General features: G+C 68.9%; 15 protein-coding genes and 1 pseudogene. 8 read left to right on the top strand and 8 right to left on the bottom strand.

Features of this window, described 5'->3' with window-relative positions; all coding sequences use genetic code 11:
* The first annotated feature begins 46 nt into the window (after positions 1-46).
* Positions 47-1003 (top strand): non-homologous end-joining DNA ligase, encoded by a 957-nt coding sequence (gene ligD, locus ACIA8K_RS27715; protein WP_396064278.1) that lies wholly within the window; start codon positions 47-49, stop codon positions 1001-1003.
* Between the two features lie 84 nt (positions 1004-1087).
* Positions 1088-2491, top strand: a complete 1404-nt coding sequence (locus ACIA8K_RS27720; protein WP_396064280.1) for a serine hydrolase — start codon at positions 1088-1090, stop codon at positions 2489-2491.
* Positions 2492-2538: 47 nt separating this feature from the next.
* On the opposite strand, the gene ACIA8K_RS27725 is transcribed toward ACIA8K_RS27720, so the two are convergent.
* The 7 genes from ACIA8K_RS27725 to ACIA8K_RS27755 all read right to left on the bottom strand — a co-directional run bounded on the left by ACIA8K_RS27725 (position 2539) and on the right by ACIA8K_RS27755 (position 8344).
* On the bottom strand, positions 2539-2931 hold the full coding sequence (locus ACIA8K_RS27725) for a VOC family protein (protein ID WP_396064282.1): 393 nt from the start codon (positions 2929-2931) through the stop codon (positions 2539-2541).
* Positions 2932-3008: 77 nt separating this feature from the next.
* Positions 3009-3905 carry a CPBP family intramembrane glutamic endopeptidase gene (locus ACIA8K_RS27730; RefSeq protein ID WP_396064284.1) on the bottom strand — a complete coding sequence of 299 codons (897 nt, stop codon included), beginning with the start codon at positions 3903-3905 and terminating at the stop codon, positions 3009-3011.
* A 124-nt stretch (positions 3906-4029) separates the two neighbouring features.
* Complete coding sequence (locus tag ACIA8K_RS27735) at positions 4030-4599, bottom strand: hypothetical protein (RefSeq protein ID WP_396064286.1); 570 nt, start codon at positions 4597-4599, stop codon at positions 4030-4032.
* Positions 4596-5120: a hypothetical protein gene (locus ACIA8K_RS27740; protein WP_396064288.1), complete on the bottom strand. Its 525-nt coding sequence runs from the start codon at positions 5118-5120 to the stop codon at positions 4596-4598. The genes ACIA8K_RS27735 and ACIA8K_RS27740 overlap by 4 nt, the downstream gene beginning before the upstream one ends.
* A 25-nt stretch (positions 5121-5145) precedes the next feature.
* Positions 5146-6351, bottom strand: a complete 1206-nt coding sequence (locus ACIA8K_RS27745) for an ABC transporter permease (protein WP_396064290.1) — start codon at positions 6349-6351, stop codon at positions 5146-5148.
* On the bottom strand, positions 6348-7151 hold the full coding sequence (locus ACIA8K_RS27750) for an ABC transporter ATP-binding protein (protein WP_396064292.1): 804 nt from the start codon (positions 7149-7151) through the stop codon (positions 6348-6350). Before ACIA8K_RS27750 ends, ACIA8K_RS27745 begins: the two co-directional genes overlap by 4 nt.
* Positions 7148-8344, bottom strand: coding sequence for an efflux RND transporter periplasmic adaptor subunit (locus ACIA8K_RS27755; protein WP_396064294.1), 1197 nt, complete (start codon positions 8342-8344; stop codon positions 7148-7150). Before ACIA8K_RS27755 ends, ACIA8K_RS27750 begins: the two co-directional genes overlap by 4 nt.
* Positions 8345-8453: 109 nt before the next feature.
* On the opposite strand from ACIA8K_RS27755, the gene ACIA8K_RS27760 reads away from it, so the two are divergent.
* The 4 genes from ACIA8K_RS27760 to ACIA8K_RS27775 all read left to right on the top strand — a co-directional run bounded on the left by ACIA8K_RS27760 (position 8454) and on the right by ACIA8K_RS27775 (position 12884).
* Positions 8454-9134, top strand: coding sequence for a response regulator (locus ACIA8K_RS27760; RefSeq protein ID WP_396064296.1), 681 nt, complete (start codon positions 8454-8456; stop codon positions 9132-9134).
* The gene (locus ACIA8K_RS27765; protein ID WP_396064298.1) at positions 9134-10900 is read left to right on the top strand and encodes a sensor histidine kinase; all 1767 of its coding nucleotides are present in this window, start codon (positions 9134-9136) and stop codon (positions 10898-10900) included. Before ACIA8K_RS27760 ends, ACIA8K_RS27765 begins: the two co-directional genes overlap by 1 nt.
* Before the next feature lie 335 nt (positions 10901-11235).
* Positions 11236-11655, top strand: coding sequence for a YciI family protein (locus tag ACIA8K_RS27770; RefSeq protein WP_396064300.1), 420 nt, complete (start codon positions 11236-11238; stop codon positions 11653-11655).
* On the top strand, positions 11655-12884 hold the full coding sequence (locus tag ACIA8K_RS27775) for an RNA polymerase sigma factor (protein ID WP_396064302.1): 1230 nt from the start codon (positions 11655-11657) through the stop codon (positions 12882-12884). The genes ACIA8K_RS27770 and ACIA8K_RS27775 overlap by 1 nt, the downstream gene beginning before the upstream one ends.
* A 68-nt stretch (positions 12885-12952) precedes the next feature.
* Here the strand turns inward: ACIA8K_RS27775 and ACIA8K_RS27780 are convergent, their stop codons facing one another.
* Complete coding sequence (locus tag ACIA8K_RS27780; RefSeq protein WP_396064322.1) at positions 12953-14407, bottom strand: FG-GAP repeat domain-containing protein; 1455 nt, start codon at positions 14405-14407, stop codon at positions 12953-12955.
* Between ACIA8K_RS27780 and ACIA8K_RS27785 the strand changes: the two are divergent.
* Positions 14327-21326: pseudogene (locus ACIA8K_RS27785) on the top strand (ricin-type beta-trefoil lectin domain protein); the annotation flags it as partial. The gene ACIA8K_RS27780 and the pseudogene ACIA8K_RS27785 overlap by 81 nt on opposite strands.
* Positions 21327-21755: 429 nt before the next feature.
* Positions 21756-22085 carry a hypothetical protein gene (locus tag ACIA8K_RS27790; protein WP_396064304.1) on the top strand — a complete coding sequence of 110 codons (330 nt, stop codon included), beginning with the start codon at positions 21756-21758 and terminating at the stop codon, positions 22083-22085.
* The last annotated feature ends 341 nt before the right edge of the window (positions 22086-22426 follow it).

A 22426-nucleotide genomic window follows, 5' to 3' on the forward strand; every position in this document is an offset into this window, starting at 1 on the left:
GTCAGAACCCCGCATGACACGGAGCGTACCGGCTAGATTCGGGTCCATGGCGGCAGGCACATCGCCGGCGATCATGATCGACGCCGGCGACCACGAGGTACGGGTGTCGAACCCGGACCGGGTCTATTTTCCGCAGCTCGGGATCACCAAGCTCGATCTGGTCCACTACTACCTGGCGGTCGGCGACGGGATCGTCCGGGCGTTGCGCGAGCGGCCCTGCATGCTGCACCGCTTCCCGGACGGCCTGGCGGGGGAGAAGGTGCACCAGAAACGGGTGCCGAACGGCGCGCCTCCCTGGCTGGAGACGGTCCGGGTGTTCTTCCCTCGGTACAAGCGGCAGGCGGACGAGGTCTGCGTGACCAAGCTCGCGGACGTGGTCTGGGCGGTGCAGATGTCGACGGTCGAGTTCCACCCGTGGAATTCGAGGCGCGCCGACACCGAGAAGCCGGACGAGTGGCGCATCGACCTGGACCCGATGCCTGACTGCCCGTTCGACCGGGTGCGCCGGGTGGCCGCGGTCGCCCACGAGGTCCTCGACGACCTGGGCATCACCGGCTATCCGAAGACGTCCGGCGGCCGTGGGCTGCACGTCTACGTCCGGATCGCGCCGGAGTGGGGCTTCGCTGACGTGCGCCGGGCCGCGTTGGCGTTCGCGCGTGAGGTGGAGCGGCGCGCGCCGTCCGAGGTGACCACGGCCTGGTGGCGCAAGGACCGCGACCCGGCCGCGCTGTTCGTCGACTACAACCAGAACGCGCGTGACCACACCATCGCCAGTGCGTACTCGGTGCGCGGCGTGCCGGAGGCCACGGTCTCCACGCCTGTGGACTGGTCGGAGATCCCGTCGCTCGAGCCGCGTGACTTCACGGTGCGGACCGTCCCGGAGCGGTTCGCGGCCCGCGGCGACCTGCATGCACGCATCGACGAGGAGGCGTTCTCGCTGGCGCCGCTGCTGGAGTGGGCGGACCGTGACGAGGCGGCCGGTCTGAGCGCGCCGGAGGACTGACTCCGCAGTGGACAACCGCCCCGATCAACGCGCAGTCTGGGGGCGATCTGGGTGATGAACCCTCCTGAATGACGGGGATGACCATTGCACAGGAACAATCGCCTGCTCACCGGCCTCACAGTGCTGACCGTGGGCATAGGTGTCCTCTTCGCGCCGTCCTCGGCGAGCGCGGCGTCGCACACGCCGCCGCTCGACGAGTTTCTCCGGCGTACCCTCGACGGACTAGATTTTGAAGAGGTCCTTGATCTGGCGCCGCCGACGACGGCGCAGGCCCGGGCCTCGGTGGTGACCACCGACAAAGAAGCAGCGCCGGGGGTACGCCGTGCGGCGGTCGCGCCCGCGGCCGCGCCGATCTCGCAGCAGCCGCAGATCGACGCCACAGTGCTGGAGCTGGACTCCGCCGGCCGGATCGTCGACTCCGCGACAGTGCTGATGAGCCCGCAGTACCCGGCCGGCGTGATCGTCGACGTGGACCGGAACCTGCACACCGACGACGTGCGCTGGCGTGAGTGGGACGACGCCGGTTGGTACGCGAATCAGGGGCAGGGCACTGTCGACATCGTGCCCGGCCGCGAGGACGCGCCGCTTGACTTCATGTCGCCCTACCCCGCCTCGGTGCTGAAGCTGATGGTCGCGTTCGGCGTGCTGCGCCTGGTCGACCGCGGCGTGGCCGGCCTGGACGACACCTACGTCTACGAGCCCACGCTGCCCAGCACGCTCTGCGGCCCGGCCTCGTCGAACACGCTTCGCGGATATCTGGACGCGTCGCTTACCGAGTCGTCGAACGAGGCGAGCTGCGCGCTGATCAAGTTCCTCTGGGACAACAACGCGGTCGACGCGCTGAACCAGACGTTCCGGGACCTCGGCCTGGAGACGCTGCGGCTGCAGAACACCCGCCCGGAGAACGGCGGCCGCTGGACCAACGCGCTCACCATGTCCTCACTCGACACCGCGAAGCTGCTGGCGATCGTCAACGGCGGCCCCGGCACGCTGTGGAACGCGCCTGACGGTCACCCGGTCACCCGGAACGAGTTGAGCCGCGGCTCCCGCGAGTTCTTCCTGTCCACGCTGCGCCAGCAGGGGTGGAACTGGATGCTGTCGACCACGAACTACTGCGGCCGCGAGTACCCGGCCGCCGGCATCCCGCAGAAGATCGCGCCGCGCTGGATCGCCGCGGACGGCACCGTGACAGTGGCCGGCAACGCGTTCGGCGAGGACGTGCGGCCGTGCAACCGGGCGGCCGAGGTGACGTTCGCGCACAAGCCCGGCTGGGTGCCGAACAGCGGCGCCGACTCCGGCATCGTGTCGTCGCTGCCCGGCAAGCGGAAGCGCCACTACATCATCTCGGTGTTCTCCAACCTCGGTGACCAGTACACCGATCCGAACCGGCCGCCGACGCCCGAGGGCACGGTCCCGGTCCAGTACACCGAGAAGTTCGCCCAGCTCGGCGCACTGATCGACAGCTACGAGGCGGCCAAGCGCCGCTGACCGGTGAGACGTGAAAGGCCCGGCCGGAGCCGGGCCTTTCACGTGGCTTAGGCGAGGTTGAGCTGCCAGGAGACGCCGAAGCGGTCGTTGGTCCAGCCGAACTTGCGGCTGAAGCCGTGGTCACCGGCCTCCATCAGCGGCGAGCCGCCCTCGGAGAGCGCTGCGTAGAGGCGGTCGAACTCCTCCTCGGTGTCGCAGTGGACGAAGAGCGAGACCGCGGGCGTGAACGTGAACCCGTGCTGCACGAAGCTGTCGATGCACATGTAGGTCTTGCCGGCCAGCTGGAACGAGGCGCGGAGGACCGAGCCCTCCGGCCCGGGTCCCTCCGGGCCGTACCGCTCGATGTCCAGGACCTTGGAGTCGGGGAACAGGCCCACGTAGAAGGTGAGGGCCTCCTCGGCCGCGCCCTCGAACATCAGGAACGTGTCGATCGTCGTCATGCCGCCTATATTAACCGCGGACTTATATATGTAAAGCCCCTGGTGGTCGTGGACCACCAGGGGCTTTACGCCGGTTCTCAGGCGGCGGCGCGGGCCGTCTCCGGCACCGCGGCGGGCTGGGGCGCCTGCAGGCCCAGGCGGCCGCGGGTGGCGATGATCAGGATTACGGCGACGGCGGTGGAGGCGATCAGCTGACCCCACATCGTGTCGCTGGATTCGAGCGTGGGGTAGACCTCGGCCCAGACCAGCGAGTACGTGGTGTTGATGCCGGCGTGCAGCAGCATGACAAGCGGGACGCTCTGGTTGGTGCGGTTGAAGACCCAGGTCATGACCAGACTCAGCGGTACGCATCCGACGATGAAGATCACCGGCAGCCACCAGGTCTTCTCCGGGCCGCCCCACTCGGTCAGGAACAGCGGGAGGTGCCACGCGCCCCACAGCAGGCCGAGGAAGGTGGTGCCGAGCACCGGGCCGAAGCGCTTCTGCATCCGCGGCAGCGCGAAGTCACGCCAGCCCGGCTCCTCGGCTGCGGCGGTGGTGATGATCTGCATGATGAGCAGCGGGACGTACAGCGCCAGGATGATCAGGCTCGGCGTCGTCACGTGGCCCCAGGTCTTCGGCAGCGCGAGCGGCGCCACAAGGATCGCGGCCGGCACGATCAGCAGCACGGCGAAGAACCAGCGCCAGCCCACCCGCCAGTGCGTCAGGCGGTGTGCCCAGTGGCGCAGTCCGGCCCGGCCCTCGGCGAGTGCGGTGACGATGAACGCGGCGCCAAGCGGGCCGAGGTAGGCGCCGGGAAGCATGCCGATCAGCTGGCTGCCGAGCTGCCCACCCGGGATCCTGATGTCCGGCTCCAGGCCGAGTCCGTGGTCGGACAGGATGTAGGGCGTCCACATGAACCAGCTGATCCCGAACGCGAGCGTGAAGAAGCTCAGCACCGGGAATCGTCGTACCAGGGCTCGCAGGCCGTCCATCATGCGCTCCGATCAGGGACTTTCGCCGTTTGTCTGACGGGTTCAAGTCCACCGGATCGGAGGCTCCGGGTCATTGCAGCGAACTGGCCAACCGGGGTACAGCACGCTGTACCCCGGCCGGTAGTCAGGCGACGTCGAACGCCTTCATCTCACACTCGTCGACAAGCTTCATCTTGTCCTCGGAGGGCAGGCTCTCGAACGAGAGGAAGCCTTCGCTCTCGAACGCGTCGATGCCGTGCGAGCGGACACAGGTGATCCAGTCGCGAAGCTTGTCCGCGTAGTGCGGGTCGATGCGCTGGGCGCGTTGCCAGGGCGCCTCCGGCTCCAGGTGCGCACAGGCCGCGAGCGCCGCCGGGTCGTCCTCGCCTCCGCGTCCCGCACCCACCGGGCCCGGCTTCGGCGCGGATTCGACGCTTCCGTCCGCCGCCTTCGAGTACCCGGGGACGCCGTGGTCGGTCAGACAGGTCCAGTAGATGTCGTAGAGCCGGTCCTCCTCCTCTTCCGAGGCGTCCGGCCGGACCAGCGGGCGCTCCGCGGATGCGGGGGACGTGGCGGATGCGGCCGGGCTGGCGGGCGCCCCCGTCGTCGCCAACGACGCGACGTCGTCGGTGTTCTCCGCGGCTTCTCCGCCACCGCAGGCGGACAACAGCAGTGCGAGGCCGCCGGCGAGCGTGATTGCGGTGAGGCGGTTCATGCTGATCCCTCCAGGACCTCGGCGAACGCTTTCGTCTGACACTCGGCGACGCGCTCCGCGTCCTCGCCGGCGGGCAGGCTCTCGAAGAAGAGGTTGTCGTCCTCGACGTAGGCGTCGATGCCGTGCGAGCGGATGCAGGTGACCCAGTCGCGCAGCCGGTCGCCGTAGTGCGCCGGGTCGAGGCGCTGGGAGCGCTGGAAGGCGGTCTCCGGCTGCAGATGCCCGCAGATCTTCTCCGCCGCGGCCTTCTGGTTGAGCGTTCCGGAGCCGTCCTTCTGCGGGAACCCGTTCTGTTCCATGCAACCGTCGAACACGGCGTACATGCGGGCGATCTCCTCCTGGGTGGCATCCGGGCGTTCCAGCGGCCGCTCCTGCGCCCCCGAGGACGCGGACGGCGCGGCGGCCCCGGAGGTGGCGGTCAGGGACGCCACGTCTGCCGTACCCTCGGCGGGTTTGTCCTCTCCGCCGCAGGCGGCCAACAGCAGCACCAGGCCGGCCGCGATGGTGACACGGGTGAGCATTCGATGATCCCTTTCCATGACAGGGCTAGGCCGAGGCCAGCGCGACGGTCGGCTGCAGCCGGGCCGCGCGGATGGAGGGGTAGACGCCGGCGATCACGCCGACCACTACCGCGCCGCCGAGCGCGCCCGCGACGGCCGGCGCCGGGACCACCACCGGCAGGTCGTTGTAGAGCGCGTACAGGGCCGTGCCCACGATGCCGATCGCGGTCCCGGCGCCGCCGCCGAGCGCGGACAGCGCTACCGACTCGGTGAGGAACTGGATGCGGATCTGGCCGCGGTTCGCGCCGAGCGCGCGGCGCAGGCCGATCTCGGAACGCCGCTCCAGCACCGAGATGACCATGGTGTTGGCGACGCCGATGCCGCCGACCAGCAGCGCGACCATGGCCAGGCCCACGAACAGCACGGAGAACGTCTGCTCGGTGGCGCGCTTCGCGAACAGCGCGTCGGACGGCAGCGTGACCCGCACCCGGCTCGGCTGCTGCGGGTGCACGGTGGCGGGCAGCACCGCACGCACCGACTCGATCGCCGCCTCCCGGGCCCGCAGGTAGATCACCGTGGGCCGGCCGTCGAAACCAAGCTCTGTCTGCGCGGCCTCCCAGCCGACAAGCACGGCCCGGTCGATTTCCGGGGACAGCGGCGTGGTGGCGAGGATGCCCACCACCGCGAACCAGCTCTTGCCGATGAAGACCTGAGGCGGAGGAGCATCCGAGGGTACGGACGGAATGCCCAGCCGGGACGCCGCGACCGACCCGAGCACCACCGTCGGGACCGCACCGCCGGCCCGGTCCAGAAAGTGCCCGGAGTACATGGTCACCTCAAGCGTGTCGAGCAGGTCGGGGCGGCTGGCCAGCACGGCCAGCCCGGAGCCGTCGCGCGGGTCGGTCAGGTCGGAACGGCGGACAAGCGTGTGCGTGTTCGCGACCGCGGTCACGCTTGTCACCGGCCCGATCCGGCCGGCCATCTCCACCGACTCCGCAGGCAGGCCGAAGTCCTGCTCCGGATTGTCCGCCGCGGTGACCTGCAGCAGGTTCGGGCCGAGCGCGGCCAGCTCGTTCATCAGCGCGCGCTCGTTCGACTCCGGGATCGCGGTGACCGCGACCATTGTGGCGATGCCGACCGCGATGCCGAGCGCGGAGAGGACGGCCCGCATGCGGCGGGTGCGAAGCCCGATCGTGCCGAGCGACAGCACGTCGGCGAAGGCGAGCCGGACCGGCTTGACGTCACCGTTCATCGGGCCCGCACCCGGGCGATCTCCACTGTGGCGTCGGTGATGCCGTTGCCGTTGCCGTTGCCGTCGGCGCCGGGCCTGCCGTCGGCGCCGGGCCTGCTATCGGGGCCGGGCCTGTCGTTGCCGCCGGGTCTGCCGTTGTCGCCGACGATGCGGCCGTCGCGGACCTCGACCCGGCGGGGCAGCCGGGCCGCGATGTCCCGGTCGTGGGTGATCAGCGCGATCGTTGACCCCTCCGCGTGCAGACGGTGGAACAGGTCCAGCACGGCCCGCCCGTTCGCGGTGTCAAGCGCGCCGGTCGGCTCGTCGGCAAGCAGCAGCGCGGGCTCGTTGACTATCGCGCGGGCGATCGCCACCCGCTGCTTCTCGCCGCCGGAGAGCTGATGCGGCTGGTGGGTGATCCGGTGCCCGAGCCCGACGCGCTCGAGCGCGGCCACTGCCATCCCGCGTCGCTGCCGGCGCGGCACGCCCGCGTAGAGCAGGCCGGTCGCCACGTTCTCCACCGCGGACAACCCGTCCGTGAGGTGGAACTGCTGGAACACGAAGCCGAGCCAGCGGCCGCGCAGCGCGGACAGCCGCCTATCGGAGAGCGAGGCCACGTCGTGCCCGGCCAGCTCAACCGTGCCGGACGTCGGCCTGTCGAGCGTGCCCATGATGCTGAGCAGCGTCGACTTGCCGGAGCCGGACGGGCCGAGGATGGCCACCAGCTCGCCGGCGTCGATGTCGAGCGACACGTGGTCGAGCGCGGTGACGCCGCCCGGGTAGAGCTTGCTCGCCGCCCGGACCGAGAGCACGCGGGTCATGACGTCGTCACCACCATCAGGCCCTCGGTCACACCGTCGCCGCTGACCTCGACCAGGCCACCGGAGAACATGCCGATCGTCACCGCGATCCGGCGGCCGTCCTCAAGCTGGATCGCGTAGCCGCCCTCGCGCAGCGCGAGCAGCGCGGTCACCGGCACGGCCAGCACGCCCGCGCGCGTCTCGCCGGCCACCTTCACCTCGACGCCGCCGCCGTCGAGCCGGCCGGCCGCGTTCGGGTCGGTCATCGTGACCGTGACGGTGACCTGCTGCGGCGCGCCGGCGGTGGAGCCGTCCGGCGTCTGCGCGACCGAGGAGATCTCGCCGATCTCGCCCGGCGTCTCCTTGCCGTCCGGCATGCGCAGCGTGACCTTGTCACCTGGTTTGAGCCCGTCCGTCTCGGCGACGGACGCGGACGCGGTGATCGCCTTGGTGGTCTGCGTGACGGACATCAGGTCGCCGGTGGCCGGGTCGCCCACCTGCACGGCGATGGAGTCGACGCGGACCGCGCCGGGGAGCACGGCCAGATCGCCGACCTGGATCACGCCGTCGTCGTCGACGCCGAGGTCCCGCTGCCACTTCTTGATCGCGGCGGTCAGGGCGGAGGTCAGCACGCCCTCGCCTTCGCGTACGGTCACCCACTCGGTGCTGGGCGCCGGTGGGGCCGCGCTCGGGCTCGGGTTCGGTTCGGCGTCGGCCTGCACCGTCTGCTGGACCTGCCGGCCGGCGCGGGGCTGGTCGCCGATGGCGTACCCGAGCGCTTTCAGGTTCTTCGCGACCATCGCGACGTCGCGGCCGGTCAGGTTCGCGCCGGAGATCGTCCGGTAGAGCGGCGGCGCGCCGATGAACAGCGGGACCGGCTCATCGTTGACCTGGTAGAGCGTCTGCCCGCGATCGACCGTCTTCCCGCCGTCCGGCAGCCCGGTCACCACGCCCTCGCGTCCGCTCTTGACCACGCGTGGTGTGCCGTAGCCGAGGGTCCCGTCCAGGGACCTGCTTGTCGACAGGTCGGTACGGACGATCGCCACCGACGACACGGTGATCGTCTCGGCGGGCTTCTCGTCTGCCGCCCGCACGCCACGCGTCCACACCAGCACCGCGGCGGTGACTGCCAGCACGGACCCGGCCGCGACGATGCCGGACACGATGCGATTCCGCCGCCGATGAGAATGCGGCCGGTCTTCGTCCAGAGACATGGCGATGATCCTGGCGAATTATTTTCAGGAAGTTGTGAGGGTTCCGCCTATTGTCAGAAATAACCCGCAAGCTGCTGAAACATCCTTTCAGGTATCTATAGTCGGCGTCGTGTCCGCACATCTGCTGATAGCCGAGGACGACCGTAAACACGCTGAGATATTGCGTCGTTACCTTGAGTCGGCCGGTTATCGGACCACGATTACGCACGACGGCCGCACCGCGCTCGACCAGGCGCGCCGGCTGCGTCCCGATCTGCTGCTGCTCGACGTGATGATGCCGGAGATGGACGGGCTCGACCTGTGCGCCGTAATCCGCCGTGAATCGGACGTACCGGTGCTGATGCTTACCGCGCGGACAAGCGAGGACGACCTGCTGCTCGGCCTCGACCGGGGCGCCGACGACTACCTCACCAAGCCGTACCGGCCGCGTGAGCTGCTCGCCCGGATCAAGACGCTGCTCCGCCGCGCGGACCGGGTCGTGAGCCGCGACGTGCTGCGGGCCGGGCCGATCACGATCGATCTGACCCGGCGGGTGGTCACGGTGGCGGACCGGGAGATCGACTGCACGCCCGACGAGTTCGCGATCCTGGCCGCGCTCGCAGACCGGCCGGAACGCGTGTTCACCCGCGCCCAGCTGCTCGAACAGACCCGGGGGTACGGCCGGGACTCCACCGAGCGCGCGATCGACACCCACATGTCGAACCTCCGCCGCAAGATCGAGCCGAACCCGCGCCGCCCCACGCTGCTGCTGACCGTCTACGGCGTCGGCTACAAGCTGGCCGGCGCCTGATGGGCCGCGCCGTCCCACTGCACCGCAGCCTGCTGGTCCGGCTGCTGGCCACGTCCATGCTGATCGCGGTCTGCGCGATCGCCGCGACCGCATGGCTGACCGTGCAGCTCACCACGCGCGCGGTCACCCAGGAGCAGAGCCGCACGCTCGCGTCCGACACCGACGTCTACAACGCGATCATCGGGTACGCGGCCGGCCACGACAGCTGGGCCGGCGCCGAAGAACTGGTGCGGCGGCAGGCCGACCTGACCGGCACCCGGATCGCGCTGACCACGCCGGACCGGGGCCTGATCGCGGCGTCGTCCCCGGACGCGGCGGAGGCGGTCGCCGCCTCGGACGTGCCCACCGCCACTGTCGACCCGCTCGCGCTGGACCGGGGCATCGTGCGGGACACAGGTGAGCGGATCCACCCGGACGCGGTCGGGCCGTACCGCCTCACCGACCCGGAACGCCAGCGGCTGCACCGGCTCGCCGACCTGGAGGTCGACTGCCTGCGCAAGCAGAACCTCGCGGCCGAGGTGGTCGAGCTGCCCAGCGGCCGGCCGACAGTCCGTGCGATCGGCGGTGGATCCCCGCCGATCACGCCCTGCACGCTCAACGGACGACTCGACCCGGTCGAGACGGAACGGGCCCCGCTGGCCGCGCTCGCCGGCCTCACCCACAGGTGCAACAGCGGGAACGTCGACGAGGCCGACTACACCATCACACCCGAGTTCACGCCCCGGTACGACGGCGACCCACCCACCTCCGAACTGGACAGCCGCGTCCGGGACTGCATCGACGAAGCGCGCCGCGCCCAGTTGCGGCCCTACGTGGCGGCGCCGGCGCTGCTCTTCGTCACAGGCCTCGCCGCGCCGGTACCCACTGTCACGCTCTCCACCGCGAACACGCTCCGGATCGCCGGTACCGCGCTTGTCATCCTGCTGCTCACGCTTGCCGCGACGATCGTGGTCGGGCGCCGGCTGGTCCGGCCGCTGCGCGCGCTCACCGACGCCGCCCGTGCGCCCGCGGACCGGCAGACGCCGGTGCCGGTGACCACGCACGACGAGATCGGCTACCTGGCGACCGCGTTCAACGACCTGTCGGCCCGGCGGCAGGCGCTGGAGCGGCAGCGTACCGCCATGGTCAACGACATCGCGCACGAGCTGCGGACGCCGCTGACGAACATCCGTACCTGGCTGGAGACCGCGCGGGACGGTGCGGTCGAGGTCGACCAGGAGGTACTTGACCTGCTTGTCGACGAGTCCGTGCTGCTCCACCACGTGGTCGACGACCTGCGCGACATCGCCGCGCTCGAGGCCGGCAGCCTACGCGTGCACCCGGAACCGACCTACGTGCGCGACCTGCTGGAACAGTTGCTCGACGCGCACCGCGGCAGCGGCGCGGTCCCGCTCCGGCTGGAGACCACGGACGACCCCGAGGTCATCGTGGACCCGGTGCGGCTGCGCCAGATCGTCGGCAACCTGGTCTCCAACGCGATCCGGCACAGCCCGCCCGGCGGCGCGGTCACCGTGCGCCTCTCGATGCGCCCCGGCCGCATGGTGATCGCCGTGTCCGACACCGGCCCCGGCATCGCCCCCGCCGACCTGCCGAAGGTCTTCGACCGCTTCTGGCGCGCGGACGGCTCCCGCTCCCGGACCACCGGCGGCAGCGGGCTCGGCCTCCCCATCGCCCGCCAGCTGGCCCGCGCCCACGGCGGCGACGTCACCGCCACCAGCACACCCGGCCACGGTGCCACCTTCACAGTCCTCCTCCCGACCGGATAGCGCCCCGTCGCACGAGCCGTGACGACGCCGCGGAACCGGCACCGGCGGGGCTCCCCGGCCACGGCGGAACCGGCTCCGATGCGAAGGGCAAAGCGGAGCGCCAGCGGAGTCTTTGCCCGAAGCGAGGTTGGCCCGCGGGAGCATGCGGGCTGCGCCACGCCGGAAGCGGGAAGATCTGGTTCGGGGTCTGGGATCGTTCCCGGGTGAGTCCGGCACGCGGCCGGACCCGGCCGATACGAGAAAGGCCGGCGCCGGTGTCGATCCGGGGCCGGGCCGTTCGACCTGGGAGTGTCAGGGGCCGAGAAGCGGACCGTGCGGGTACGAGGAGAGCGATCATGGCGAAGTACATGCTGATCATGCGGAACACCGACGAGTCGCTGGCCACGATGGTCAACACTCCGTTCGACGAGATGCTTGAGTCGGTGGGCCGCTTCAACGACGAGCTGATCCAGGCCGGCGTGCTTGTCGCGGCCGAGGGCCTGGAGGACGCCGCGAACAGCGTGGTGGTCGACTACAGCGGGGAGGTCCCGGTGGTCACGGACGGCCCCTACGGCGAGACGAAGGAGCTGTTCGGCGGCTTCTACCTCCTCGATGTGGCCACCAAGGAGGAGGCCGTCGAGTGGGCGAAGCGGATGCCCGCGATCCCCGGTTCGAAGGCCGAAATCCGCCGGGTGCCGAGCATCGACGAGTTCCCGCAGGACAACAAGTGGGTCGTCATTGAGCGGGCCTGGCGCGAGCGCACCGGCCAGCTGTAATGCCGGTCTCCGGGGAGTCGGCGCGGCGGGCGGTCGAGGCGGTCTGGCGGATCGAGTCCGCGCGGATCGTCAGCGCGCTCGCCCGCTACACCGGCGACTTCGCGCTCGCGGAGGACGTGGCCCAGGAGGCGCTGGCCGAGGCGCTCGTCTCCTGGGACCGGGACGGCACCCCGGCGAACCCGGCCGGCTGGCTGCTGGCCACGGCCCGGCGGCGGGCGATCGACGGATTCCGCCGCCGGAGCGCGCTGGAGAAGCGGTATCCGCTGCTGGCCGGCCCCGCTTCCGAGGACGAGCCGTCCTGGGACCCGGACCGGATCGACGACGACGTGCTCGCGCTGATCTTCACCGCCTGCCATCCGGTGCTCGCGCCCGAGGCCCGGGTGGCGCTGACGTTGCGCGCGGTCGGCGGCCTGACAAGCGAGGAGATCGCCCGCGCGTTCCTGATCCCGGTCCCGACCCTGCAGGCCCGGATCACCCGGGCGAAGAAGACGATCGCAGCGGCCCGGATCTCGTTCGCGCTGCCCGCCGCCGACGAACGGCGGGCCCGCCTCGGCACCGTGCTGAGCGTGCTCTACGTGATCTTCACCGAGGGCGCGACCGCGACGACCGGCGCCGACCTGTTCCGCCCCGACCTGGCCCGCGAGGCGATCCGGCTGGCCCGCATGCTCGTCGCACTACTGCCGGACGAGCCGGAGGCGCACGGGCTGCTCGCGCTCTGCGAACTGACCTCCGCGCGCTTCCCCGCCCGCACCGGCCCGGACGGCGAGCCGATCCTGCTTGAGGACCAGGACCGCCGGCGATGGGACCGATCCGCGATCCGGCGGGGGCTTGCGGCGCTGGACCGGGCCTCGGCGCGCGGGCTCGGCCCGTACGGCCTGCAGGCCGCCATCGCCGCCTGCCACGACACGGCCCCGTCCGTCGCGGACACCGACTGGGAGCGGATCGTGCTGCTCTACGAGGCGCTCGGCCGCGTCGCACCGTCCCCGATCGTGGAGCTGAACCGGGCGGTGGCGGTGTCCATGGCCTACGGTCCGGAACACGGCCTGCTGATCGTGGACAAACTGGACGGCCTGTCCGGGTCGTACCTGCTGCCGAGCGTGCGCGGCGAGCTGCTGTCCCGGCTCGGGCGGCGAGAGGAGGCCCGCGCCGAATTGGAGCGTGCCGCCGCGCTGTGCGGCAACGACCGCGAACGCTCAGTCCTTCTCCGCAAGGCCGCCGACCAGGGCTGAGACCTCTCCATGTCACGGCCGGCTCGACCTGTGCTGAAGGGCCGGGACGTCCCGGCCCTTCAGCTATGTCAGGCGAACGCCTTCATTCCGCGCCAGTCCGCCCAGATCACGTCGCCGATCGGGGCACCGATCGCGGTCTTGCTCGGGTGGTAGACCGCCATCCAGCCGTTGCTCCCGGCGCGTACCCAGAGGTCCGGGATCTTGTCACCGTTGGTGTCCGGGAGGCCGATCATTGCGGAGGCTGCGGCCTGGGTGAAGCCGGTGCCCACGCTGACGTCGCCGGAGCGTGAGCCGGAGGCCTTACCGATCGATTCCAGCGTGACACTGCCGGCGACGGCGCCCGGCTTTCCGTGCCGCACCGACACCACGCCGGAGTTCACATCCCGCCACAGCAGGTCCGGCGTGCCATCGAGGTCCATGTCCGCGACATTGATGATGTCCCGGTTGTCCCAGCCCGCGTTGTCCAGCTCCACTGCCTGGGTGAAGCTGCCGCCGGTGTAGCCGGTCAACGCCCAGAACGACGTTCCCGCGCGTAGGAACAGGTCCGGGTACCGGTCGCCGGTGATGTCGCCGACCGCCTTGATCTGGGTCCAGCTGGACGGCGCCGGTGCGTTCGCCGGGAGCAGCACCCGGAGGCGCTGATCGACGTTGAAGCTTCCGTACCCGTCACCCGGGTAGATCCAGAAACCGCCGTCGGGGGTACGGGCGAACAGGTCGGTGATGCCGTCGCCCGGGTAGGCGTCGTTGTGTTTCGCGATCAGCGCGGCCTTACCGGTCCCCCAGTCGTAGAAATGCCCCTCGGGGTTCATCGTGCCGTCGGTGATGTACGAGGCGGCCAGCGACTGGTCCAGCTCACCCCCGGTGTCGCCGGGGTACGTGCGGAGCTGCGCGTTCGCATCGATCACGACCAGGTCGACGAGCCCATCGCCGGTGACGTCGTTCGGGCCGTCCGCGCCGGACCGCGGCGTGACGTAGAACGTGTAGGTGGTTGCCTCGCTCTGGTTACCGGCCGCGTCATAGGAACGGACCACGAGGCTTGTCGGCCCGGCATGCCGCGGCTTGAGATCCGGCACGGTAAGCGTGCTGTTGCTGTTGGTGAAGACCGGGTTGACGCCGTCGAGCGCGTACGAGAACCGGCTGGCGCCCTCCGCGGTGAACGTGAAGCTACCGCCGGTGCCGAATGGGGCCTTGGACCAGGTGCGTCCGTCGGCGGTAGCGGCGGGGAAGTCGGCGCTGACGACCGTGGGCGCTGGCGGAGCGGAGGCGTCGATGGTGATTCGGCAGGCCCAGTCGGTGTTCGGCGGATAGTTCGTGGAGTACGCGCCCATCTGGTCCTCGCTGGTGACCTCCCAGTTGTAGGTGGCCTTGTCCTCGAGGGCGGTGCTGGGGATGGTGACGCTGACCCGCTGGCCGTTCGACGCCGGGATCTCCGTGCCGTTCGGCCAGCCCTCGCCGACCTTCCAGAAGCGGAAGCGCAGGCCGCGAAGGTTGTCGTCCGGGTCGTAGCCGACGGCGCTGAGCACGACGACCTGCCGGTCTCGCTCGGCGTGCCGGACGGCGGGAACCCGGCCGATCTGGCCGGTAGCTGGAAGGTCGATCTGGCCGCGCCGGAGGCGTCCCAGGACGCCGGCGTGTCCGGTCTGATCATGAAGGTCACGCCGCCCGCCACCACGAACCCGGACGCCTCGGTTGCGCTGAGCGTCGACTACACCACCTTCGCCGACCTGTACGGGCCGCAGGCCGCGGACCGTTTCGGCCTGATGCTGCTGCCGGACTGCGTCTACGACAACCCGACCGGCGGTGACTGCGCGTCCGAGCCCGCTCCGCCTGCTGAGGTCCGGAGCGACGTCGAGGTGATCCCGGCTCCGGCCAACGCGCGCAGCGCCCAGGGCGAGCGCCGGGTGGTCACCGGCACGGTGCCGCTGTCCGGGCTGCTGAACCCGGCCGCGGCGAACGCGCGTGCGGCGGCCGGTGGGTCCGGCGTGGTCGGCGCGCTGGACACCGGCGCGTCCTCGTCGGGCGACTTCACCGCCACGCCGCTGCTGTCCTCCGGTTCCTGGGCCGCCGGCCAGTCGTCCGGCGCGTTCACGTACTCGTACCAGGTGCACGTGCCGGAGACCGCGGGTGGCCTGAACCCGAAGGTCGCGCTGGGCTACTCCTCGCAGACCGTCGATGGGCGCACCTCCGCCTCGAACAACCAGGCGTCATGGATCGGCGACGGCTGGGACTACAGCGCCGGATCGATCACCCGCACCTACACCAGTTGTGCGCAGGACTCGAAGGTCGGGACGCCGAACAACAAGGACCATCGCTCCGGCGACATGTGCTGGGGCTCGAACAACGCGACGCTGTCGCTGGGCGGATCGACCACCGAGCTGGTCTGGGCGGGCGGTAAGTGGACGACCGCGAACGGCGACGGCTCCGTGATCACGCAGAACACGAGCGGCGCGAGCGGCAACGGCGCTCTGAACGGCGAGTACTGGGTCGTCACCACCCGGGACGGCACGAAGTACCACTTCGGCATGAACCGGTTGCCGGGCTGGACGTCCGGCAAGCCGGAGACGAACTCCGTGCTCAACGTGCCGGTCTTCGGCAACCACGCGGACGAGCCGTGCTACCAGGCGAAGTTCGCGGACTCCTCCTGCTACCAGGGGTGGCGCTGGTCGCTCGACTACGTCGAGGACGTGCACGGCAACGCGATGAGCTTCTGGTGGGAGAAGGAGCAGGGCTACTACGCGCGCAACTTCGGCTGGAACAAGCCGGTCGCGTACGACCGTGGCGGCTACCTGACCCGTATCGACTACGGGCAGCGCCGGGACACGCTGTTCTCCGCGCCGGTGATCGCGAGCGTCGCGTTCTCGGTGGCCGAGCGGTGCTTCGCCGAGGACGGCGTGACCTGCACGGATGCGAACTTCGCGTCGAAGGACCCGGGCAAGTACCGGATCTGGTACGACACGCCGGCCGACCTGAACTGTGCGGCCGGTAAGCAGTGCTGGAACGCGAACCCGTCGTTCTACTCCCGCAAGCGGCTGGAGAAGATCACCACCTCCGCGCAGCGGTGCGAGCACTCGACCGCGCGCCAGACCGTCGACGAGTACCAGCTGCGTCAGTCGTTCCCGGTGCTGAAGACCGGTCCGAACACGGCGCTGTGGCTGGAGTCAATCCTGCGCACCGGCTACGACCGCAACGGCGCCGCCGGCCAGAAGATCACCCTCAATCCGGTCCGCTTCGAGTCCAACGCGGAGGACATGCCGAACCGGGTCAAGGACGACAACCGTCCCGGCTTCTCCCGGCTGCGCATCGCCCGCGTGATCAACGAGTACGGCGGCGAGACCATCGTCCGCTACGCGGCCCCGACCGGCCAGTGCGCCACCGGTACGGGCCTGCCCGGCAAGAACGACACCGCGGCGCTGAAGGCCAACAACCGGCTCTGCTACCCGTCGTACTGGCATCCGGACCCGGCGGTCGAGGACATCGACTGGTTCCACAAGTACGTGGTCGAGACCGTGCAGGAGCTGCCGAACGTTCTCGGCGCGCCCCCGACGGTGACGAACTACAGCTACGCGGGTGCGCGGTGGCGGCTTGCGGAGGCCGAGTTCAGCAAGAAGTCCACGCGGACGTACGCGAATTTCGCGGGCTTTGCGCAGACGACTGTGCTGTCCGGGGCGGACGACGCGAGCATCGGCAGCCGCCGGACGAAGGCGGTCACCCGGTACTTCCAGGGACTCGGCGACGACGTCTCGGTCAAGGACAGCGCGGGGCAGGAGATCGCGAAGGACCGCGAGCCGTTCGCCGGGCGGGTCGCGGAGGAGCTGACCTATGCGTCGGCGTCCGTGGCGGACTCGGACTGGTTGACGCGCTCCGTGACGTACCCACAGGCGGTGGAACTTGCCTCTCGTCCTCGGGGCGATGACCTGCCGCCGCTGAAGGCGTGGCGGATCCTCGAGCCGCGGCAGAAGTCGTGGGCAAAGTCCTCCGGCACCGGCGACGACAAGCGCACGATCCGGTCGATCGAGACCAGGACCACGTTCGACGATGTGTACGGGCTGCCTGTCTACATCGAGTCGCTGGGTGACGACGGCAAGACCGGCGACGAGTCGTGCACGTGGACGACGTACTACCACCGGGCCGACCGGAACATGATCGGTCTGACCAAGGAGATGCTGGCCAGCCCGACTCTGTGCGCGGACGCGACGTGGTCGGATCTGACCTCGCTGGCCGGTGGCGGGCGGACGTCGTACGACGGCAAGGGTTTCGGTGTCGCGCCGGAGGCCGGCACGCGTGGTCTGGTGACGGAGACGTTCTCGCTGAAGGCGGACGGGACCGGCTTCCAGTCCGGCGGGACGACGGCGTTCGACGCGATCGGCCGGGTCGAGTCGAGCACGGACGTGGACGGCAAGGTCTCCAAGATCTCGTATGAGCCGTCGGTCGGACAGGCGTTCCGGACCACCACGACGAACTCGCTGGGGCACAAGCAGACCCAGGAGGTGGAGCCGGGCCGTGCGGTCACGCTGAAGACCACCGATCTGAACGGACAGGTCAGCGAGGCGCGGTTCGACGCGCTGGGCCGGTTGGCCGAGGCGTGGTCGCCGGGGCGGACGCCGACCGCGACGACGCTGCCGGACTTCAAGGCCGTCTACACCACGCCGGTCGGGGCGCCGCCGTACATCACCACCTACGCGCGCGGGCACGAGAACAAGTCGCAGGAGTCGGTCACGCTGTACGACGGGCTCGGTCGCGAGCGGCAGTCGCAGGAGGAGGCGGTCGGCGGCGGCCGGCTGATCACCGACACGCTGTACAACAGCTCCGGCGAGGTGTGGCAGTCGAACAACGCCTACTTCGCGACCGGCAAGCCGTCCTCCTCGCTTTTCACGCCGCTGGCCGATACCGCGATTCCGAACATGACGCGGTACGTCTACGACGGCATGGGCCGGGTGCTGACCGAGATGCCGGTGCTCAACGGTGCCGACAAGCCGGAGCGGGCCACCCGGTACGAGTACGGCCTGGACAACTCCACCGTGATCAACCCGGCCGGGTCCAGCTCCTACCGGATCTGGTCCGACGCCAACGGCCGCTCGACGCGGATCGACACGTTCACGGACGCGGCGCGAACCGCGTTCACCAGCATGCGGTACGAGTACGACGCGCGTGGTCAGATGGTCAAGGCCCGGCACTCCGAGGACCCGGACCGGCCGTGGTCGTGGGGCTTCGACCAGCGCGGCCGGATGACCGTCTCGACGGATCCGGACACCGGTACCTCGACGACGACCTACGACCACCGGGACCGCCCGGTCACCACGACGAACGCGCGCGGTGTGACGACGTGGACCGGGTATGACGAGCTGTCCCGGCCGGTCGCGCAGCGGCTCAACTCCAGCACGGGTGCGCTGCTGGCCGGGTACACCTACGACACGGCGCCGGGCGGCGTGGGTCTGCCGGCGTCGGTGACCCGCTACACCGGCGGTGAGGCGTACACCCAGACCGTCGGCGGTTACACGAACGACTACCAGCCGACGTCGACGACGCTGACGCTGCCGCAATCGGTGTCGGACACGTGGGGCTTCAAGACCTCGTACACGTACTCGTACTCCTACACGGACACCGGGCTGCCGGAGTCGTCGGTGCTTCCCGCGGTGGGCAGTCTGCCGAGCGAGAAGCTGCTGGTCCGGTACTCGAACGACGGTCTGCCGCTGTCGGTGTCCGGTAACGACTGGTACGGGACGGAGACGGTCTAACTCGCCGTACGGGCAGGTGGTCCGGTCGACGTTGGGCTCCCAGCCGTACCGTGTCTGGGCCCTGGCTGATTACGACGAGGCCAGCGGTGAGCTGAAGCAGAGCCGGGTGTACCGCGAGCAGACCGGGAACAAGCTGCTGGTCTCGGGCAATCTGGTGTCGCAGCGCAACTACTCCTACGACGCGGCCGGGAACATCACCGATATCCGGGAGGACAGCGCCGGGATCGATGAGCGGCAGTGCTTTACGTATGACGCGCGTGGTCAGCTGACGAAGGCGTGGACGGCGAAGAGCCAGTTCACGTGTGCGCCGGGTCCGGTCGGCACGGATGGCACGGTGCTGGCCGATGCGGGTGTGGACAAGACGGGTTACTGGCAGGAGTACGAGTACGACCTGCTCGGTAACCGTAAGAAGCTTGTCGAGAAGGACCTGACCGGGAACGCCGCCAAGGACGCGACGTCGACGTATTCATATGGTGCGGCGGACGGTTCGCAGCCGCGGACGCTGACGAAGGTCGGTAAGAAGTACACAACGCCGGCTGGCGCGCAGGTGACGGCGGAGGCGACCCGGCTGTACGAGGTGACCGGCGAGACGAAGTCGGTCACCTCGATCCAGAACGGCGACAAGCAGGAGCTGACCTGGACGTACGACGGCCAGATCGAGACCATCTCCGGTCAGGGCGGGACGGGCAAGACCGAGTATGTGGGTCTGGCCGCGAAGTGTCTCGACCTCAAGGCAGGCGTACCAACGGCGGGTGTGCCGTTGCAGTCCACGGCTTGCAACGGCACGGCCGCGCAAAAGTTCTCCTTCAACCCGGCGCCGAACCAGTCGAACCCGAATCTGGGCACGCTGTCGATCCTCCAGGACTGGTGCGTCGTTCCGGCCGGCTCCACGGCCGGATCCGCGGTGCAGGTCCAGAAGTGTGACGGCTCCGCGAACCAGCAGGCGACGCGCGACGCCTCCGGCCGGCTGAGCCACCAGGCTTCCGGTCTGTGCATCGCGGTGCAGAACACCAGCGGTGCGAACGGCACGCCGATCGTGCTCGCCACGTGCGGTACCGGCGGTGAGCAGAAGTGGGAGGCGCAGAACCAGACCCGGCACATTTACGGGCCGGGTGGCTCGCGTCTGATTACGGTGCAGGGGCGTCAGGCGACGCTGATGCTGGGCGAGACCACGCTGACGGTGCAGACCGGTGGCGTACAGGTGTCGGTGCAGCGCTCGTATGCCGCGCCTGGCGGCGGGGTGATGCGTTACACGAACGCTTCCGGCTCCGGCATGGTCGCGGTGGCCTCGGACCCGCAGGGCACACCTTCCGCGGAGATCATGCTCGCGGACGGCATGGAGACACGGATCCGCAAGCAGGACCCGTTCGGCAACCAGCGCGGCGTGTCCACGCTCGGCGCGAAGATGGAGACGAAGGCCGGCTACCTCGGCGCGACGCCGGATGATGCTTCGGGTTATGTGCCTCTGGGCGCGCGTCTTTACGACCCGGTCGCAGGTCGCTTCCTATCGGCAGACCCGCTGCTCGACCTCGCCGATCCGGTCCAGAACAACGGCTACTCCTACGCACACAACAACCCGATGACCCTGTCGGACCCGTCGGGTCTGTCGGTCTCCGGTCTGTCGGCGACGGAAATGGACGCCGCTTACCGAGGTGCGGGCCTGTCGAGTGCGCAGGTGGCGCAGGCGCAGGCGGCGATGAACAGCTCGCTGGTCTCGGTCATCCTCGGGGCCGCGTGGAACATTCTGGCCGAGTTCCTGGGCATCAACGATGCGATCAACTGCTTCGGCGGTGACATGTGGGCCTGCGGCAGCCTGATCATCGGCGCAGTCCCTTGGGGCAAGATCGCCAAAATCCCGAAAATCGCCAAGGCGATCGACCTGACGATCTCGGCGATCAAGGCGTGGCAGACCGCCCGGAAGATTGCCGAGCGGGTCATGTCCGCCGCCAAGGCTGCGGAGGCGGCGTTCCTGGCCGCCAAGAAGCTGGCTGCCGAGAAGGCGAAGAAGGCTGCGCAGGCGGCGGCGAAGAAGGCTGCCGATCTGGCGAAGACCGCCAGCGCCAAGGCAACCGATCTGACTAAGAAGACCGGTGCACCCGTCCAGAAACAGGCCCAGGCGAAGGCCAACCCGGGTGGTTCATCGGCAGCCAGCAACGGCGGTGGCAAGAAGCAGGCGCCTACCAAGGCCGATAACGTCGGCGGAGGTGGCCGCAGCGATGGTGGCAGCAGCGGCGGTGAGTCGTGTCCCACGGACGGCAATAGCTTTGTCCCGGGTACCCGGGTGCTGATGGCCGACGGCACTACCAAGCCGATCGAGGACGTCCAGACCGGCGACGCCGTCCAAGCCACCGACGCCGAGACCGGTGAGACCGAGTCGAAGACAGTTACCGCAACCATCACCGGTCACGGTGTCAAACACCTGGTCGAGATTGTCATCGACACCGACGGCGAGCACGGCACGGATACCGCGGCGATCACCGCGACCGACGGTCACCCCTTCTGGGCGCCTGAGCTGGACAAGTGGCTAGACGCCACCGATCTCCAGCTCAACCAATGGCTACAGACGAGCAGTGGAACTTGGGTCCAGATCACAGCGATCAATCGCTGGACCACCCAGGCCGCCACCATCCACAACATAACCGTCAGCGACATCCACACGTATTACGTGATAGCCAACGACGAATCGGTGCTCGTTCATAATTGTGGCGGCGGTCAGGGTGGACACTCGACGACATGTCAATGTGAATCTGGCGGTCAGGTGCGTTGGGATAACGGCAAGTTTGGTAATGGAAATGGCGGCGGGCAGGTTGGCGCGGATGATGAGGTCCATGTATGGGACCAGCTGGAGCTCGAAGGGTTCGAAGTAATTCGACAAGAGGTTGAGGTCTGGTCCGTCCCGATCAACAAGGCCCGCAAATGCGATGGATTGGTCAAGGTGGAGGGTGAGTGGTTCGGTATTGAAACGAAGGGTGGCGGCGCGAAAAAGGATCCGCATCAAAAATTCTTTGATGACAATCTGAATAGAAAGGGTGTGACGGCGGTGGGTAGAGGAGGTGTGACGGTTCACGGCGTTCTGGATGTATGGTGGGACAGATGATATAGATTTCGACGATTTGGAAGTTCTTGGAGGTGGACGGTGAGCTTCAGTCTGGCTGTGTGGCGTCATTTGGGAGTGCCGACAGGGGAAGAGGCCTTCGATGTCTATGATCGCTTGTCGGATGGAGAGGTCGGTGTCGTTGAAGGTGGACCAAAAGTATCGAAGTTTCTGAATTCTTTGTTGGAGTTTTATCCGGACGATAACGGGCTTGCGGCGCCTTGGGCATCAGAGGTTTATTTCAACAACGAGTGCGTTCTGATGCAGATCTCCTGGTCGCGAGCGCAGGAGGTGTCGGCCGTTGTTAGAGTTCTGGCTGCTGAGAATGGACTGATCGTTTACGACCCGCAATCTAGGGAAGTCCTGCGGTGATCCGGTGGGATTTGGCAAAGTCCTTAAGCGAGTCCGAGTAGTTCCCGCGGGCTGGTGCTATCATGGCGTAGTTGCGGTTCACGGCGGCGATATTGGTGATGAAAGAATCAGTGCCTCTCTGATGGAATCAGGGTCGAAGCAGAGTCGGTTAGCTATCGACTGGAGGCATTGAGTAGTGCTCGGATGGGCATTGAGCCTTTCCATCCTGCATGGCGGTTGGTTTCGATGTGGTGCATGATGAGGATTGAGGCTTATTCAGCGGCCATCCGGTGAAAGTGGAGCCCAATTACGCAATCGATGGTTTCTTTGAACGTGCTCAGCGGCCTTCGATAGTCGGTGTG

Source organism: Catenuloplanes sp. NPDC051500 (assembly GCF_044454585.1).
Taxonomy (GTDB): Bacteria; Actinomycetota; Actinomycetes; order Mycobacteriales; family Micromonosporaceae; genus Catenuloplanes.

Excerpts from the sequence above, each read along its gene's own strand:
- ACIA8K_RS27750 (WP_396064292.1), bottom strand. The coding sequence starts at position 7,151 with ATGACCCGCGTGCTCTCGGTCCGGGCGGCGAGCAAGCTCTACCCGGGC.
- ACIA8K_RS27740 (WP_396064288.1), bottom strand. The coding sequence starts at position 5,120 with ATGCTCACCCGTGTCACCATCGCGGCCGGCCTGGTGCTGCTGTTGGCC.
- ACIA8K_RS27745 (WP_396064290.1), bottom strand. The coding sequence starts at position 6,351 with ATGAACGGTGACGTCAAGCCGGTCCGGCTCGCCTTCGCCGACGTGCTG.
- ACIA8K_RS27765 (WP_396064298.1), top strand. The coding sequence starts at position 9,134 with ATGGGCCGCGCCGTCCCACTGCACCGCAGCCTGCTGGTCCGGCTGCTG.
- ACIA8K_RS27755 (WP_396064294.1), bottom strand. The coding sequence starts at position 8,344 with ATGTCTCTGGACGAAGACCGGCCGCATTCTCATCGGCGGCGGAATCGC.
- ACIA8K_RS27735 (WP_396064286.1), bottom strand. The coding sequence starts at position 4,599 with ATGAACCGCCTCACCGCAATCACGCTCGCCGGCGGCCTCGCACTGCTG.
- ACIA8K_RS27770 (WP_396064300.1), top strand. The coding sequence starts at position 11,236 with ATGGCGAAGTACATGCTGATCATGCGGAACACCGACGAGTCGCTGGCC.
- ACIA8K_RS27775 (WP_396064302.1), top strand. The coding sequence starts at position 11,655 with ATGCCGGTCTCCGGGGAGTCGGCGCGGCGGGCGGTCGAGGCGGTCTGG.
- ACIA8K_RS27730 (WP_396064284.1), bottom strand. The coding sequence starts at position 3,905 with ATGGACGGCCTGCGAGCCCTGGTACGACGATTCCCGGTGCTGAGCTTC.
- ligD (WP_396064278.1), top strand. The coding sequence starts at position 47 with ATGGCGGCAGGCACATCGCCGGCGATCATGATCGACGCCGGCGACCAC.
- ACIA8K_RS27725 (WP_396064282.1), bottom strand. The coding sequence starts at position 2,931 with ATGACGACGATCGACACGTTCCTGATGTTCGAGGGCGCGGCCGAGGAG.